Source organism: Methylobacterium sp. WL103 (genome assembly GCF_008039885.1).
In the GTDB taxonomy this organism is placed as follows: Bacteria; Pseudomonadota; Alphaproteobacteria; order Rhizobiales; family Beijerinckiaceae; genus Methylobacterium; species Methylobacterium cerastii.
Map to the genome: position 1 here is coordinate 1 of NZ_VRUX01000053.1, position 15,117 is coordinate 15,117.

General features: G+C 71.0%; 9 protein-coding genes. 4 read left to right on the plus strand and 5 right to left on the minus strand.

What is annotated here, in order from left to right:
- Both FV222_RS05970 and murJ read left to right on the plus strand, forming a co-directional pair.
- Window positions 1–576 (plus strand): molybdopterin cofactor-binding domain-containing protein (locus FV222_RS05970; protein WP_147813449.1); only part of this gene is annotated, 576 nt, incomplete at its 5' end.
- Window positions 577–720: 144 nt separating this feature from the next.
- Window positions 721–2,250 carry a murein biosynthesis integral membrane protein MurJ gene (gene murJ, locus FV222_RS05975; RefSeq protein WP_147762127.1) on the plus strand — a complete coding sequence of 510 codons (1,530 nt, stop codon included), beginning with the start codon at window positions 721–723 and terminating at the stop codon, window positions 2,248–2,250.
- A 63-nt stretch (window positions 2,251–2,313) separates the two neighbouring features.
- Here murJ and FV222_RS05980 read toward each other — a convergent pair whose 3' ends face one another.
- The 5 genes from FV222_RS05980 to FV222_RS29370 all read right to left on the minus strand — a co-directional run bounded on the left by FV222_RS05980 (window position 2,314) and on the right by FV222_RS29370 (window position 12,764).
- Complete coding sequence (locus FV222_RS05980; protein ID WP_147753051.1) at window positions 2,314–3,810, minus strand: efflux transporter outer membrane subunit; 1,497 nt, start codon at window positions 3,808–3,810, stop codon at window positions 2,314–2,316.
- 236 nt (window positions 3,811–4,046) lie between these two features.
- Complete coding sequence (locus FV222_RS05985; protein ID WP_147762129.1) at window positions 4,047–7,358, minus strand: efflux RND transporter permease subunit; 3,312 nt, start codon at window positions 7,356–7,358, stop codon at window positions 4,047–4,049.
- 253 nt (window positions 7,359–7,611) lie between these two features.
- Window positions 7,612–10,743 (minus strand): MdtB/MuxB family multidrug efflux RND transporter permease subunit, encoded by a 3,132-nt coding sequence (locus FV222_RS05990; protein WP_147762130.1) that lies wholly within the window; start codon window positions 10,741–10,743, stop codon window positions 7,612–7,614.
- 265 nt (window positions 10,744–11,008) lie between these two features.
- Complete coding sequence (locus FV222_RS05995) at window positions 11,009–12,334, minus strand: MdtA/MuxA family multidrug efflux RND transporter periplasmic adaptor subunit (RefSeq protein ID WP_147762131.1); 1,326 nt, start codon at window positions 12,332–12,334, stop codon at window positions 11,009–11,011.
- Between the two features lie 289 nt (window positions 12,335–12,623).
- The gene (locus tag FV222_RS29370) at window positions 12,624–12,764 is read right to left on the minus strand and encodes a hypothetical protein (RefSeq protein ID WP_187273722.1); all 141 of its coding nucleotides are present in this window, start codon (window positions 12,762–12,764) and stop codon (window positions 12,624–12,626) included.
- A 300-nt stretch (window positions 12,765–13,064) separates the two neighbouring features.
- Between FV222_RS29370 and FV222_RS06000 the strand changes: the two genes are divergently transcribed.
- Complete coding sequence (locus FV222_RS06000; protein ID WP_147762132.1) at window positions 13,065–14,234, plus strand: aminotransferase; 1,170 nt, start codon at window positions 13,065–13,067, stop codon at window positions 14,232–14,234.
- Window positions 14,235–14,330: 96 nt separating this feature from the next.
- Window positions 14,331–14,783, plus strand: a complete 453-nt coding sequence (locus tag FV222_RS06005) for a DUF4112 domain-containing protein (RefSeq protein ID WP_147753055.1) — start codon at window positions 14,331–14,333, stop codon at window positions 14,781–14,783.
- Window positions 14,784–15,117 lie beyond the last annotated feature (334 nt).

Consider the following 15,117-nt stretch of genomic DNA (forward strand, 5'->3'; position numbering starts at 1 on the left):
CTCGATGCCGGCGGAGTCGAGGCGGTCGCCCGCCTCGACTCCGCCGGCATCGAGACCCTGGCCGAGTTCGTCCCCGAGGACGGCAGCGCCAAGAGCCTCGAGGCCCTGCGCGCCGGGCACATCAACCTCGCCAGCGGCGGCGACCACCTGTCCTGGGCCTTCGGCGCGCAGTTCGCCGAGGTGCGCGTCCACGCCGAAACCGGGGAGATCCGCGTGCCGCGCCTGCTCGGGGCGTTCGCGGCCGGGCGCATCCTCAACCCGCTCACCGCCCGCAGCCAGCTCGCTGGCGGCATGATCTGGGGCCTCGGCTCGGCGCTGCTGGAGGAGACGGTCCTCGACCGCGGCCATTACCGCAACGCGGACCTCGCCGAATACCTCGTCGCCACCGCGGCCGACACGCCCGAGATCGAGGTCCTGTTCGTCCCCGACCCGGACGCAAAGGTGAATCCGCTCGGCCTGAAGGGACTGGGAGAACTCGGCATCATCGGCGTCAACGCGGCCATCGCCAACGCGGTCTACCACGCCACCGGCCAGCGCCACCGCCGCCTGCCGATCCGGATCGAGAGCGTGGCGTAAGCGGCTCGCGACCGCTTCCCTCGCCTGCGGCTGATCCCCCCTCGCCTGCCACCCGCTTGCGTTGCCGGTGGCCGCAACCGTAAGCCTCCGCCGGGCAGCAGGGACGGTGGGCGGCGTGACGGCACTCGCATTCGGGACGAACCGGTGATCCGCGCGATCCTCTCCGTCGGCGGCTGGACGCTGGTGTCGCGGGTCACGGGGTTCGCCCGCGACGTGGTGATGGCCGCGGTGATGGGGGCCGGGCCGATGGCCGACGCCTTCGTCGTCGCCTTCCGCCTGCCGAACCATTTCCGCGCGATCTTCGGCGAGGGCGCCTTCAACACCGCCTTCGTGCCGGCTTATGCCGGGTTGTCGGAGGCCGGGGCGGACGGCGCGGCGCAGCGCTTCGCCGACCGGATCTTCACGCTGATGCTGGCCGTGCAGGTCGTGCTGCTGGCGGTGGCGATCCCCGCGATGCCGTGGGTGGTGCGGGCGCTGGCGCCGGGCTTCGCCGAGGACCCGCAGCGCTTCGAGCTCGCGGTGGCGCTGACGCGGATCACCTTCCCCTATCTGCTGTTCATGACCCTGGTGACGCTGCTCTCCGGCGTGCTGAACGCCCAGCGCCGCTTCGCGGTGGCGGCCGGCGCCCCGGTGCTCTTGAATCTCGCGATGTTGGCGGCGCTCAGCCTGGCCTTCCTGTTCCCCGACGCGGCGCACGCGGCCGCCTGGGGTGTCGCGGTCTCGGGCGTGCTCCAGTTCGGACTGCTGTGGTGGGGCTGCCGGCGGGCGGGCGTCGCGCCGCGGCTCAGCCGCCCCAGCTTGCGCGATCCGGCGATGCGCCGGTTCTTCGCCGTGCTCGGGCCGGCGGTGGTGGGCGCAGCCGGGTTCCAGATCGCGACGTTTGCCGACACCATCATCGCGAGCTTCCTGCCCACCGGCGCGGTCTCGGCATTGTACTACGCCGACCGGCTCTACCAGCTGCCCTTCGGCGTCATCGCCATCGCCGCCGGCACGGTGCTGCTGCCGGAGATGAGTCGACGGATCGCGGCCGGGGACGTGTCCGGCGCGCATGCCGCGCAGAACCGTGCCGCCGGGTTCTCGCTCGCGCTCTCCGCCCCGTTCACGGTGGCCTTCCTGACCCTGCCCGGCCTGACCATGGCCGCCCTGTTCCAGCGCGGCGCGTTCTCCGCGGACGACGCCGCCCGCGCGGCGTCCGTGCTCGCCGCCTACGGGCTGGCGCTGCCGGCCGTCGTGCTGGTACGCTCGGCCGTGGCGAGCTTCTACAGCCGGCAGGATACGAAGACGCCGCTCTGGGCCTCGCTCACGGCGATTGCCGTCAACGTCGTGCTGAAGCTCTGGCTCACCGGCCCCTACGGCGTCGTCGGTCTCGCGCTCGCCACCGCGATCAGCCAGTGGGTCAACCTGCTGATCCTCGTCGCCCTCGCCTGGCGCCGCGGCTGGACCGCGCCGAGCCGGACGCTGGGCCTCACCATCCTCGGCGTAGCGCTCAGCTGCGCCGCCCTCGCGCTGGTGGCGGTCTACGGGCTGCCGGTGGTGGAATCCCTCGTGCCCGCCCTGCCGCGCGGCCGCGAGGTCGCGGTGCTGGCGCTGCTCGGCGTCGCAGGCGCGGCCGTCTACGGCGGGCTGCTCGCCGGCCTGCTCCACCTGTTCGGGCTACGCCTGCGGCGGGCTTGAGCGGTTCGGCCTCTCCCTCCCCCCTTTCAGCGGGGAGGGGAACGCGTCGCGCGTGTGCGCCCCCTACTCGTCCGGGTGCACCGCGGGCGAGAGGTCGATCGGCAGGCGCGGGCCCTTCAACTCGGAATCGCTCGGCAGCGCGCGCGCATCCCAGCCGCCGCCGAGCGCCCGGATCAGGCTCACGGCGGTGGTGAAGCGCGAGAGCCGCACCTGCAGCGCGGCGACCTCGTTGTTGAGCTGCAGCGCCTGGGCGGTGACCACGGTGGTGAAGTTCTGGGTGCCGGCGCGGTACTCGTTCAGGGTGATCTCGACGGCGCGGCGGGCGAGCGTCACCGCCTCGTCCTGCGCCACCTGCTGGCGGGCGAGGATGCGGATGCCGACGAGGCCGTTCTCCACGTCGGCGAAGGCGGCGAGCACGGTCTGGCGGTAGTTCGCCACCGAAGCGTCGTAGCCGGCCCGCGAGGCGGTGATCGCCGCCGAGCGCGCGCCTCCATCGAACAGCACCTCGCTGCCGGCCGCCGTCACCGCCCAGACCTGGTTGGCCGCCGACAGGAGGCCGGTACGGGTAAGCCCCGAAATGCCGCCCGACGCTGACAGCGTCACGCTCGGGTAGAGGGCGGCCACGGCGACGCCGATCTGCTCGCTCTGCGCCTGGACGGCGCGCTCGGCCTGGGCCACGTCCGGGCGGCGCTCCAGGAGGGACGCCGGGATGCCGACCGGCACCGCCGGCGGCACGAGGGCCAGCGGCGCCACCGCCAGCGACAGCTCCGAGGGCGGGCGGCCGATCAGCGTCGCGATCGCGTTCTCGAACTGGGCGCGGGTGAGCGTCGCTGCGATCGCCGCCGCCTGGGTGGTCTGCACCTGCGTCTGCGCGGTGATCACGTCCGAGCGCGCGGCGACGCCGGCATTATACTGGTTCTCGGTGATCGCCACCGTGCGCTTGAAGTTCTCGACGTTGGCGTTGAGCACCCGCACCAGCGAGTCGGCGTAGCGCAGCGACAGGTAGTTGTTCGCGACCTCGGCCTGGATCGTCAGGCGGGTCAGCGCCAGCGTCGCGGCGTCGGCCTGGGCCAGCGCCGCCTCGGTCTCGATGGTCCGGCGGATGCGGCCGAACAGGTCGAGCTCCCAGCTCGCCTGTCCCTGGATCGAGACGGAGGTGCGCTCGGTGCCGACCGTGCGCGAGCGGGTGATGCTCGGGGCGCCGACGACCGTCGGGTAGAGCGCCGCCTGGGCCGACTCGACCAGCGCCCGCGCCTGCCGGAAGTTCGCCACGGATTGGCGTAAGGACTGGTTGTCGACGTCGACGAGGCGGATCAGCCGGTCGAGGGTCGGATCGCGAAAGACCCGCCACCAGTCGCCGCGCTCGGCCCCGTCGTTGGGCGCCGCCGCGCGCCAGTTCTTGCGCGATGCGACGAAGCCGGCCGAATCCTCGCGGGTGCCGCCCTGCTTGAACGCTAGCGGCGTCTCGACCGAGGGGCGCGAATAGTCCGGGCCGACGACGCAGGCGGACAGCGCAGTGGTGAGGGCGAGGAGGCTGGCCGCCCTCAGGAGGTGACGCATCGTTGGGTGCGCATCCCCTCGCCCCGCCTGCGGGGAGAGGGCCGCCTGCACCTTGGCGTGCAGGCGGCGAGCGGAAGCGACGGTGAGGGGGCCGGGAAGGACGAGGCGCTTCCATCGAAGCCCCCTCACCCTCGGCTGCCGCCTCGCCGCGCCGACGACGGGGTCGTCGCAGCCCTCTCCCCGCGCGCGGGGAGAGGGGGGTGCGCACGCCCCGTCCTGCATCGCCGGAAACCGCATCATTCCCCCGCCGGCACGGCCGCGGCTCCGCCACGGCGGCGGGCGTTCACCCGGTGCCGGAGGCGGTCGAGGCAGAGGTAGACGACGGGGGTGGTGTAGAGGGTCAGGATCTGGCTCACGATCAGGCCGCCGGCGATGGCGATGCCGAGCGGGCGGCGGAGCTCGGAGCCCTCGCCGCCGCCGAAGATCAGCGGCGCCGCGCCGAGCAGCGCCGCCAGCGTTGTCATCATGATCGGGCGGAAGCGCAAGAGGCAGGCCTCGAAGATCGCCTCGCGCGGCGCCGCGCCCCGCGTCCGCTCCGCGTCGAGGGCGAAGTCGATCATCATGATGGCGTTCTTCTTGACGATGCCGATCAGCAGGAACACCGCGATCAGGGCGACGATCGTGAACTCGGTGCCGGTCACCAGCAGGGCGAGCAGCGCGCCGATGCCCGCCGAAGGCAGCGTCGAGAGAATCGTGATCGGGTGCACGAAGCTCTCGTAGAGGATGCCGAGGATCGCGTAGACCGCCAGGATCGCGGCCAGGATCAGCAGCGGCTGGCGCGAGGCCGAGGCGATGTAGTTCTTGGCAGCGCCCGCATATTCGCCGTGGATGGTCGCCGGCAGGCGCAACTCCGACATCGCCTTGTCGATCGCGGCGGTGGCGTCCGACAGGCTCTTGCCCGGCGCCAGGTTGAACGAGATCGTCGTCGCCACGAACAGGCCCTGGTGGCTGACCTGCACCGGGGCGTTGCCGGTCTCCACCCGCGTGAAGGCCGAGAGCGGCACCATCGTCTCGACCGACGACGAGACCGGCGCGCTCGAAGACGCGCTGCCCTTCGAGGCGGCGATGGCGTTGGCGGCCGCGTTCCGGGCGGAATCAGAGGCGACCGCGGCGGCGTTGGTGCTGGCGTCGGCCGCGGCCGTCGTGGAGGGGACCGCGCTGGCGGGCGCCGCCGCCACCGTGCCGGCGACCGCGTTGGTGGTGGCCGAGCCCCGCGCCTTGCCGCCCGAGGTCGAGACGTAGAGCTGCTTGAGGGTCTCGGGGTTCTCCAGGTAGCGCGGCGCGATCTCCATCACGACGTGGTACTGGTTCAGCGGGTTGTAGATCGTCGAGACCTGGCGCTGGCCGAAGGCGTCGTAGAGGGTGTTGTCGATCTTGTCGGGCGTGATGCCGTAGCGGAAGGCGGTGGCGCGATCGATCACCAGCCGGCTCTCCAGCCCACCCTCCTGCTGGTCGGAGGTGACGTCGGCAAACGTCGGGTCCTTCTGCAGCGCCTGCACCAGCTTCGGGGCCGCCGCATAGAGTTCGGCCGCGCTGTCGCCCTGCAGGGTGTATTGATACTGGGCGAAGCTCTGGCGCCCGCCCATCTGCAGGTCCTGGCGCGGGAAGACGTAGAGCCGCGCACCGGCCACCTGCGACAGCTTCGGGCGCAGACGGTTGGCGACCTCGCTGATCGAGACCCGCTCGCCCGCGGGCTTCAGGCCGACGAAGACGTTGGCCGAGTTGGTGCCGCGCCCGCCGGTGAAGCCGACGACGCTGTCCACCGCCGGGTCCGCCTGCACGATGGCGGCGGCCTCCTTGAGCTTCTTCTCCATCGACTGGAACGAGATGCGCTGGTCGGCCTGGATGCCGCCCATCATTTGGCCGGTGTCCTGCTCGGGGAAGAAGCCTTTCGGCACGATGACGTAGAGGTAGACGTTGAGCCCGATCGTGGCGGCGAGCACGAGCAGCACCAGGCGCGGATGCGCCAGCGCGACGCGCAACGTGCGCTCGTAGGCGTTGAGCGTCCCGGTGAAGGCAACCTCCAGCCCGCGGATCAGGATGTTGGGGCGCTTGCCCGAACGATGGGTCTCGGGGCGCAGGAAGCGCGCGCACATCATCGGCGTGGTGGTGAGCGAGAGCACCAGCGAGATCAGGATCGCCAGCGACAGGGTCACGGCGAATTCCTGGAAGATCCGCCCGACCAGGCCGCCCATCAGCAGGATCGGCAGGAACACCGCGATGAGCGACAGGCTCATCGAGATCACGGTGAAGCCGACCTCGCGGGCGCCGACCAAAGCCGCCTCGATGCGCGACTTGCCCATCTCGATGTGGCGCTGGACGTTCTCGAGCACGACGATGGCGTCGTCCACGACGAAGCCGGTGCCGATGATCAGCGCCATCAGCGACAGGATGTTGAGCGAGTAGCCCAGCAGGTACATCACCGAGAAGGTGCCGACGATCGAGATCGGCACCGCCACCGCCGGGATCAGCGTGGCACGCCCCGAGCGCAGGAACGCGAACACCACCAGGATGACGAGGCCGACGGCGATCAGCAGCGTCTCCTCGGTGGCGGCGAGCGACGCCCGGATCGTGGCGCTGCGGTCGCCGGTGAGCTTCACGTCGATGCCGCCCGGCAGCGCCGAGACGATCTGCGGCAGCGCCGCCTTCACCCCGTTGATGGTCTCGACGACGTTCGAGCCCGGCTGCTTGTAGACGAACAGCAGCACGCCCTGGCGCCCGTTGACCACGCCGAGGTTGCGCCGGTCCTCGACCGAGTCGATCACCTCGCCGACATCCGTGAGCTTCACCGCAGCGCCGTTGCGGTAGGCCACGACGAGGTCGCGGTAATCGGACGCCTTGCGGCCCTGGTCGTTGGCGTAGAGCTGGTAGCGGCGGTCGCCCGCCTCGATCGCGCCTTTGGGCGAGTTGGCGTTGGCCGAGGCCAGCCCCGCGCGGATGCCCTCCAGGCCGATGCCGTAGTGGAACAGGGCGGTCGGATCGAGTTCGACGCGCACCGCCGGCAGGGACGAGCCGCCGATGTCGACGTTGCCGACGCCGGGCAGCTGCGACAGCTTCTGCTGCACCACCGTGGCGCCCGCATCGTAGAGCTGGCCCGGCGTCAGCGTGTCCGAGGTCATGCCGAGGATGACGATCGGCGAGTCGGCCGGGTTGAACTTGCGGTAGGTCGGGTTCTGGCGGAGCGCCGTCGGCAGGTCGGCCCGCGCGGCGTTGATCGCCGCCTGCACGTCGCGCGCCGCACCGTCGATGTCGCGGCTGAGGCCGAACAGCAGCACGATCCGCACGCTCCCGGTGGAGCTCGTCGAGGACATCTCGTTGACGTCTGCGATGGCGCCCAGCCGCCGCTCCAGGGGGGCGGCGACGGTCACCGCCATGGTCTCGGGGCTCGCGCCGGGCATCTGCGCCTGGACGAGGATCACCGGAAAATCCACCTGCGGCAGCGGCGCCACCGGCAGCTTCAGGAACGCGAAGATCCCGGCCAGCAGCACGCCGACCGTCAGCAGCGTCGTCGCGACGGGGCGCCGGATGAAGGGCTCGGAGATGTTCATGGGCGGAGGCCCGCGCGGCGTGCGCCGCGGTCCCCCTCTCCGCGCGTGCGGGGAGAGGTCCGCATGCACCTTGTCGTGCATGCGGGGAGCGCAGGCGAAGCCGAAGCGAAGGTGAGGGGGCGTTCACGGACGAAGCTCATCCCGCGAAGCCCCCTCACCTTCGGCTGCCGCCTCGCTTTGCCGACGACAAGGTCGGCAAAGCCCTCTCCCCGCACGCAGGGAGAGGGGATGCGTCGAACCCTTGCGATATCCCTCACGGCAGCGCCTCGCCCGCCGGGAGGTCCGGCTCGGGCTCGCGGCGGCCGGTGATGCGGCGTTCCAGGCGGTCGAAGAACAGGTAGATCACCGGCGTCGTGAACAGCGTCAGCACCTGGCTGACGATGAGCCCGCCGGCGATGACGATGCCGAGCGGCTGGCGCAGCTCCGAGCCGACGCCGGTGCCGGCGATCAGCGGGATCGCCGCGAACAGGGCGGCGAGCGTCGTCATCAGGATCGGCCGGAAGCGCAGCAGGCAGGCCTCGTAGATCGCGTCGCGCGGGGCCATGCCCTCCTCGCGCTCGGCCTGGAGCGCGAAGTCGATCATCATGATCGCGTTCTTCTTCACGATGCCGATCAGGAGCACGATGCCGATGATCGCGATGATGTCGAGGGAGAGCCCGAAGATCATCAACCCGAGGAGCGCGCCGATCCCCGCCGAGGGCAGCGTCGAGAGGATGGTGATCGGGTGGATGAAGCTCTCGTAGAGCACGCCGAGCACGATGTAGACGGTGACGATCGCCGCCATCACCAGGAACAGCTCGTTGCCGAGCGCCGACTGGAAGGCGAAGACCGACCCCTGCGGCACCACGCGAAAGCTCGGCGGCAGGTCGATGCTTTTTCGCGCCTCCTCCACCGCGTCGACGGCCTGGCCGAGCGCCGCGCCCGGCGCGAGGTTGAACGACACGGTGGTGGCCGGGAACTGGCCGAGATGGGAGATCAGCAGCGGCGCCCGGCGCTCGCTGATCCGGGCGACCGCCGAGAGCGGCACCTGCCCGCTGGTCGCAGTGGAGGAGGGCAGGTAGATCGCGTCGAGGCTGGCGATGGTCCTGTGCAGGTCCGGGTCGGCCTCCAGGATCACCCGGTACTGGTTCGACTGGGTGAAGATCGTCGAGATGATGCGCTGGCCGAAGGCGTCGTAGAGCGCGTTGTCGATGGTGGCGGGCGTGATGCCGTAGCGCCCCGCCGTCGGGCGGTCGATCGTCACGAAGGCCGCCAGCCCCTGGCCCTGGTGGTCGCTGGCCACGTCCGCCACTACCGGCGACTTCGACAGCGCGTCGGTGAAGCGCGGCACCCAGGTCTCGAAATCCTCGAGGTTCGGGGTCTCCAGGATCACCTGGTACTGCGTCGCCGAGACGGCGGTGTCGATCGTCAGGTCCTGCACCGGCTGCATGTAGAGGCGCAGGCCCGCGACATCCGCGGTGGCCGCCTGGATGCGGCGGATGATGGCGCCGGCCCGCTCGGTCCGCTCGGCCTGCGGCTTCAGGTTGATCAGGAACCTCCCTGAATTCAGCGTCACGTTCTGGCCGTCGACGCCGATGAACGAGGACAGGTTGGCGACGTCCGGGTCCTTGAGGATCAGGCTCGCGATGCGTTGCTGCCGCTCGGCCATGGCCGCGTAGGAGAGGGTCTGGTCGCCTTGCGTGATCCCCTGGATCACGCCGGTGTCCTGCACCGGGAAGAACCCCTTGGGGATCGTCACGAACAGGAACGCGGTGAGCGCGACGGTCGCGAGGGTGACGAGCAGCGTCACGCCCTGGTGGTCGAGCACCACCCGCAGCGCCCGGCCGTAGGCCGCGATGGTGCCTTCGGTGGCGCGCCGGCCCATCCGCCCGAGGACGCCCTCGCGGCGGCGGCTCTCGGCGTGCGGCACGTGCTTCAGCAGGCGCGCGCACAGCATCGGCACCAGCGTCAGCGACACCACCGCCGAGATGATGATGGTGGCAGCCAGCGTGATCGCGAATTCGTGGAACAGGCGCCCGACCACGTCGCCCATGAACAGCAGCGGGATCAGCACCGCGATCAGCGAGACGGTGAGCGAGATGATGGTGAAACCGATCTCGCGGCTGCCCTTGAGCGCGGCCTCGAGCGGCGAATCTCCGTCCTCGACGTGGCGGGCGATGTTCTCGATCACCACGATGGCGTCGTCGACGACGAAGCCGGTGGCGATGGTGAGCGCCATCAGCGACAGGTTGTCGAGGGAGAAGCCGTAGAGGTCCATCACCGAGAGCGCGCCGATCAGCGACAGCGGCACCGACAGGCTCGGGATCAGTGTCGCCGACAGGCTGCGCAGGAACAGGAAGATCACCAGCACCACGAGGGCGATGGCGAGGCCGAGCTCGAACTGCACGTCCTCGACGGACGCCCGGATCGTCACCGTGCGGTCGGTGAGGAGGCTGACCTGGATCGCGCCCGGCAGGGTGCCCTGGAGCTGCGGTAGCAGCGCCTTGATCTTTTCGACCGTCGCGATGACGTTGGCGCCGGGCTGGCGCTGGATGTTGAGGATGATCGCCGGCGTCTCGTCGGCCCAGGCGCCGAGCTTGGTGTTTTCCGGCCCCTGCACCACGTCGGCCACGTCCGACATCTTCACCGGCGCGCCGTTCTTGTAGGCGATGATCGCGTCGTCGTAGGCCTTCGGGTCCTGGATCTGGTCGTTGGCGTTGATCGCGTAGGACTGCTTCGGGCCGTCGATGGTGCCCTTCGGCGTGTTGACGTTGAGGTTGGTGATGGTGGTGCGCAGGTCGTCGATGTTCAGGCCGTAGGCCGCGAGCGCCCGCGCGTTGAACCGCACCCGCACCGCCGGCCGCTGGCCGCCGGAGATGCTCACCAGGCCGACGCCGGCCACTTGGCTGATCTTCTGGGCGAGCCGCGTCTCGGCGAGGTCCCGCACCTGCGTCAGCGGCAGGGTCTTGGAGGTGAGCGCCAGCGTGATCACCGGCGCGTCGGCCGGGTTGACCTTGGCGTAGATCGGCGGCGCCGGAAGGTCGGACGGCAGCAGGTTGCCGGCGGCGTTGATCGCCGCCTGGACCTGCTGCTCGGCGATGTCGAGCGGCAGGTCCAGGTTGAACTGCAAGGTCACGACCGAGGCGCCGGCCGAAGACTGCGAAGTCATCTGGTTGAGGTTGGCCAGCTGTCCGAACTGCCGCTCCAGCGGCGCGGTGACGGCCGAGGTCATCACCTCGGGGCTGGCGCCGGGATAGAACGTCTGCACCTGGATCGTCGGGTAGTCGACCGACGGCAGCGCCGAGACCGGCAGGTTCAGGTACGACACCCCGCCCACGATCAGGATCGCCAGCATCAGCAGCGTGGTCGCGACCGGGCGGAGGATGAAGAGGCGGGAGGGGTTCATACCGGCCGCGCACTCTCGGACAGGCGGAGGCGATCACTGCGGCGGCCCGTGCGCGTCCCCTTGCCCCGCGTGCGGGGAGAGGGCGACAACGACCCCGTCGTCGTCGCAGCGAGGCGGCAGCCGACGGTGAGGGGGCGGGCCCGGAGGAAACTCCCCCTCACCGTCGCTTCGGCTGCGCCTTCGCTTCCCGCACGGACGACGAAGTCCGTGCGGGCCTCTCCCCGCCCGCGGGGAGAGGGGAGGTGCGCGTCCTGAACCCCGATGCTCACGGTTGCTGCCGCCGGCGGCCGCGCTTCTGCTCGGTGCCGGCAGGCGCCTCCGCAGGCGTCACCTTCTGGCCGTCGACGCCTTCCGTGATCCGAACCGGGGCGCCGTCGCGCAGGCGGTCGGTGCCGTCGGTGACGATGCGGTCGCCGGCTTGCAGGCCGGAGAGCACGACGGTCTTGGTCCCGTCGGTCTCGCCGGTCTTGATCGGGCGGACCGTGACCTTGGCGTCGCCGTCCATCAGGTAGACGTAGGTGCCGGGGGTGCCCTGCAGGATCGCCGCGTTGGGGACCAGAGCCGCGTTCGCCACCGTGTCGACGGTGAGCTTGGCGTTGACGAACTGGTTCGGAAACAGCTCCTCGTCCTTGTTCTCGAACAGGGCGCGCAGCTTCACCGTGCCGGTGGTGACGTCGATCTGGTTGTCGACCGTGTCGAGGGTGCCGGTGGCGATCTCGTGGGCGTCGCCCCGGTCGTAGGCGCGGACCACGAGCTTGGCGCCGGCGCGCACCCGGCGCATCACCCGCGAGACGTCGTCCTCGGGCAGGGTGAACACCACCGAGATCGGGTGGAGCTGCGTGACGACGACGATGCTGGTCGAGGCCGCGGTGATGTAGTTGCCCTGGTCGACCTGGCGCAGGCCGACCCGGCCCTCCACCGGCGAGACGATGCGGGCATAGGCGATGTTGAGGCGCTGCTGGTCGACGAGGGCCTGGTCGGAGGCAACCGTGCCCTCGTTCTGCTTCACCAGGGCGCCCTGGGTGTCGACGTTCTGCTTCGAGATCGAGTCCTGCTGGGCGAGGCGCTGGAAGCGGGCGAGGTCGAGCTTCGAGTTCTGCAGCAGGGCCTGGTCGCGGGCGAGCTGGCCCTGGTACTGGGCGAGCAACGCCTCGTAGGGCCGCGCGTCGATCTGGGCGAGGTAGTCGCCCTTCTTCACGGTCTGGCCCTCGCGGAACCCGATCTCGGTGAGATAGCCGCTGATCTGCGATTTCACGGTGACGGTGGCCAGCGGCGTGACGGTGCCGAGCCCCTGGAGCACCACCGGGATGTCGCCGGTGACGACCTGCGCGATGCCGACCGCCTGGGGCACGTCCATGCCGCCGCGTTTGCCGCCGCCCCGTCCGCCCTTGCCCTGGGTCTCGCCGGGGCCGCCGGCGACCTGCGTGCGCCCGTCGTACCAGCGGTGGGCCATCGCGCCGGCCGCCAGCAGAGCCAGAAGCAGCAACATCCAGCGCAACGGGCGGAACCGCCGCGTCTTCGCAGGCGACGCGGCCGGATCCGGCTGGAACGCGCGCGCCGTGTCCGTGCGGATGGGTGAGCTCTCGTTCATGCCTGATTAGACCACGTTCCGGACGCCGCCGCGCCCGTGTCGCGCCCTATCCTCTCGCTGTTTTCGTCCGCGGGCCGACCGTTCGTCGGCGCGCGGGGCGAATCCGGCACCCTGACCCGGCACCTTGGCCCCGATCGCCTGTACGGCATCCGAACGGCCCGCGCCTTGCGGCACCCGCGCTCGGAGCGGCCCGGTTCTCGGCGTGGGTCCGAGCTTTCGCCGACCCGAGCCTTCGCTTCGCAATGCGTCGTCAGTACGGCGCCGATGTTTCGGCGCTGTTGCTGGCCCCTCAGGGACGCTCCAGCGCGCGGTAGTACCGCACCACGTCGCGATAGGACTCGTCCACCGGCGCCACGGGGACGGCGAGCCGCAGGCCGAGTCCGAAGGCACCGAAGGCGAAGGCCAGCGCGAGCGCGCGGCGGGTGGACATGGCAGGCTCCGGCGATCCGTTGCGGCTGGCAGAGGCCATAACGCGAAAAGGCCCGCCAACGAATTGGCGGGCCTCGCGACGACCGGTCCGGCGCCTGGCAGGATCGGAACGAGGGGGCGGAGTTCCAACCCCGCCGGCGCCGTACCGGCCGTGTGTCTGAAAGCTACCTCACGGCTGATGAATGTCAACATTCGTCAGCCGTCCGGCCCGCCGGGTTGCGGTGGCCGCGTGCGATCGCGCACGTTTCGCCGGCGCTTCGGGCCATGGTATCACCCGGCCGATGTCCACCCCACGCCCCGCATGAACCCGGTCTTCTCCGGCCTCCCGACCACGGTGTTCGAGACGATGTCGCGGCTCGCGCGCGAGCACGGCGCGATCAACCTCGGGCAGGGGTTTCCCGACGACCCGGGTCCCGCCGACATGCGCGCGCACGGGGCCCGGGCGCTCGTCGAGGGCTCGAACCAGTATCCGCCGATGATGGGGCTTCCGTCCTTGCGCGCGGCGGTGGCGGCGCATTACGCCCGCCACCAGGGCCTCGCCCTCGATCCCGAGACCGAGGTGATGGTGACCTCGGGCGCGACCGAGGCGCTGGCCGGCGCGCTGCTGGCGCTGATCGCGCCCGGCGACGAGGTGGTGCTGTTCGCGCCGATGTACGACGCCTACCTGCCGCTGGTGCTGCGCGCCGGCGGCGTGCCGCGGATCGTGACGCTGACGCCCCCCGCCTTCCGCCTCGACGAGGCGGCGCTGGCCGCCGCCTTCGGGCCGCGCACGAAGGTGGTGCTGCTCAACAACCCGCTGAACCCGAGCGCCACCCTGTTCGGGGCCGACGACCTCGCGATGCTGGCCGCGTTCTGCGTCCGCCACGACGTGATCGCGCTCTGCGACGAGGTCTGGGAGCACGTGGTGTTCGACGGCGCCCGCCACCTGCCGCTGATGGCGCTGCCCGGCATGCGGGAGCGCACGGTGAAGGTCGGCTCGGCCGGCAAGATCTTCTCGCTCACCGGTTGGAAGGTCGGGTTCGTGATGGCCGGGCCCGGGCTGATGCGGACGCTGGCCAAGGCGCACCAGTTCCTCACCTTCACCACCCCGCCGAACCTGCAGGAGGCGGTGGCCTTCGGCCTCGCCAAGGAGGATTCGTACTTTTCCGACATGCGGGCGGGCTACGCCCGCTCGCGCGACCGGCTCGCCGACGGCCTCCGGCATCTCGGCTTCACGGTGCTGCCGGCGCAGGCGACGTGGTTCCTCAACGTCGACATCACCGAGCTCGGACAATCAGGGCGAGTGCCTGCGGACGACGTCGCCTTCTGCGAGGCGTTGGTGCGTGACCATCGCATCGCGGCGATCCCGGTAAGCGCGTTCTATCCTGACGCGGCGGTGCGCCACCTCGTGAGGCTCTGCTTCGCCAAGGCCGACGCGACGCTCGACACGGCGCTCGACCGCCTCTCCGGGGTCCGGCGGGTGGCCGCGTGAGGGAGCTGGGCCGGGCATCCGCCCACATCCTTGCCGGAACCGGGTCGCGGCGCCACATCTTCGCGGATGGCCCCCCCCGCTCACCGGACTCCCCCGATGGATTCCTCGCAGACCTTCTCCCAGAGCTGGCGTGCGGGAACGACGCTGCGCGTCGGCGACCAGAGCCGCGAGGCGACGCTCGCCCGGCTCGAGGCGCTGGCGCACCTGCTCGATTCCGCCTTCCTGATCCCCGGCATCAACCGGCGGGTCGGGTTAGAGGCGGTGATCGGGCTCGTGCCGATCGTCGGCGACATCGCCGGCATGGTGATCTCGTCCTACATCGTCGCGGAGGCCCGCCGCATCGGCGCGCCGCGCTGGCTGATCGCCCGGATGGCGCTCAACGTCGCCTTCGACGGCGCGATCGGCATCGTGCCGCTCGCCGGCGACCTGTTCGACGCGGCCTTCAAGGCCAACCGCCGCAACGTCCGCCTGCTCCGCCGCTGGATGGAGCGCAACGGCGGCGTCCGCCCCAACGAGATCGACGGCACCGCCGTGCGGATCGACGGCTGAGCGGCATTCGCACGCGCATCGCCGGTCGCGCAGGCTCACACCTCCCTCCGAGCCTTCGGATCGGATCGCGGGTCCCCTCTCCCGGGCGGGAGAGGGACAGGGTGAGGGATGAGAACGCACCGGAGAGGTCACGCCCCTCACCCCAACCCTCTCCCGATGGGAGAGGGGGCCGCGACGCGCATCCCGCGAACCCTCTGTGGAGCATCCCGCGATGAACGAGATCGCCCGCCCCCCCGAGGGCGACCCGGTCTCGGCGCCGATGCCCGGGGCCCAGCCGATCGTGCCACGGCCGAGCGAGGGATTGCCCGAGGCGCGGCCGCTCGCGCCCCGCCGC

Coding starts and splice junctions, on each gene's coding strand:
- FV222_RS05985 (WP_147762129.1), bottom strand. CDS start 7,358: ATGAACATCTCCGAGCCCTTCATCCGGCGCCCCGTCGCGACGACGCTG.
- FV222_RS06005 (WP_147753055.1), top strand. CDS start 14,331: ATGGATTCCTCGCAGACCTTCTCCCAGAGCTGGCGTGCGGGAACGACG.
- FV222_RS05995 (WP_147762131.1), bottom strand. CDS start 12,334: ATGAACGAGAGCTCACCCATCCGCACGGACACGGCGCGCGCGTTCCAG.
- FV222_RS05980 (WP_147753051.1), bottom strand. CDS start 3,810: ATGCGTCACCTCCTGAGGGCGGCCAGCCTCCTCGCCCTCACCACTGCG.
- FV222_RS29370 (WP_187273722.1), bottom strand. CDS start 12,764: ATGTCCACCCGCCGCGCGCTCGCGCTGGCCTTCGCCTTCGGTGCCTTC.
- FV222_RS05990 (WP_147762130.1), bottom strand. CDS start 10,743: ATGAACCCCTCCCGCCTCTTCATCCTCCGCCCGGTCGCGACCACGCTG.
- FV222_RS06000 (WP_147762132.1), top strand. CDS start 13,065: ATGAACCCGGTCTTCTCCGGCCTCCCGACCACGGTGTTCGAGACGATG.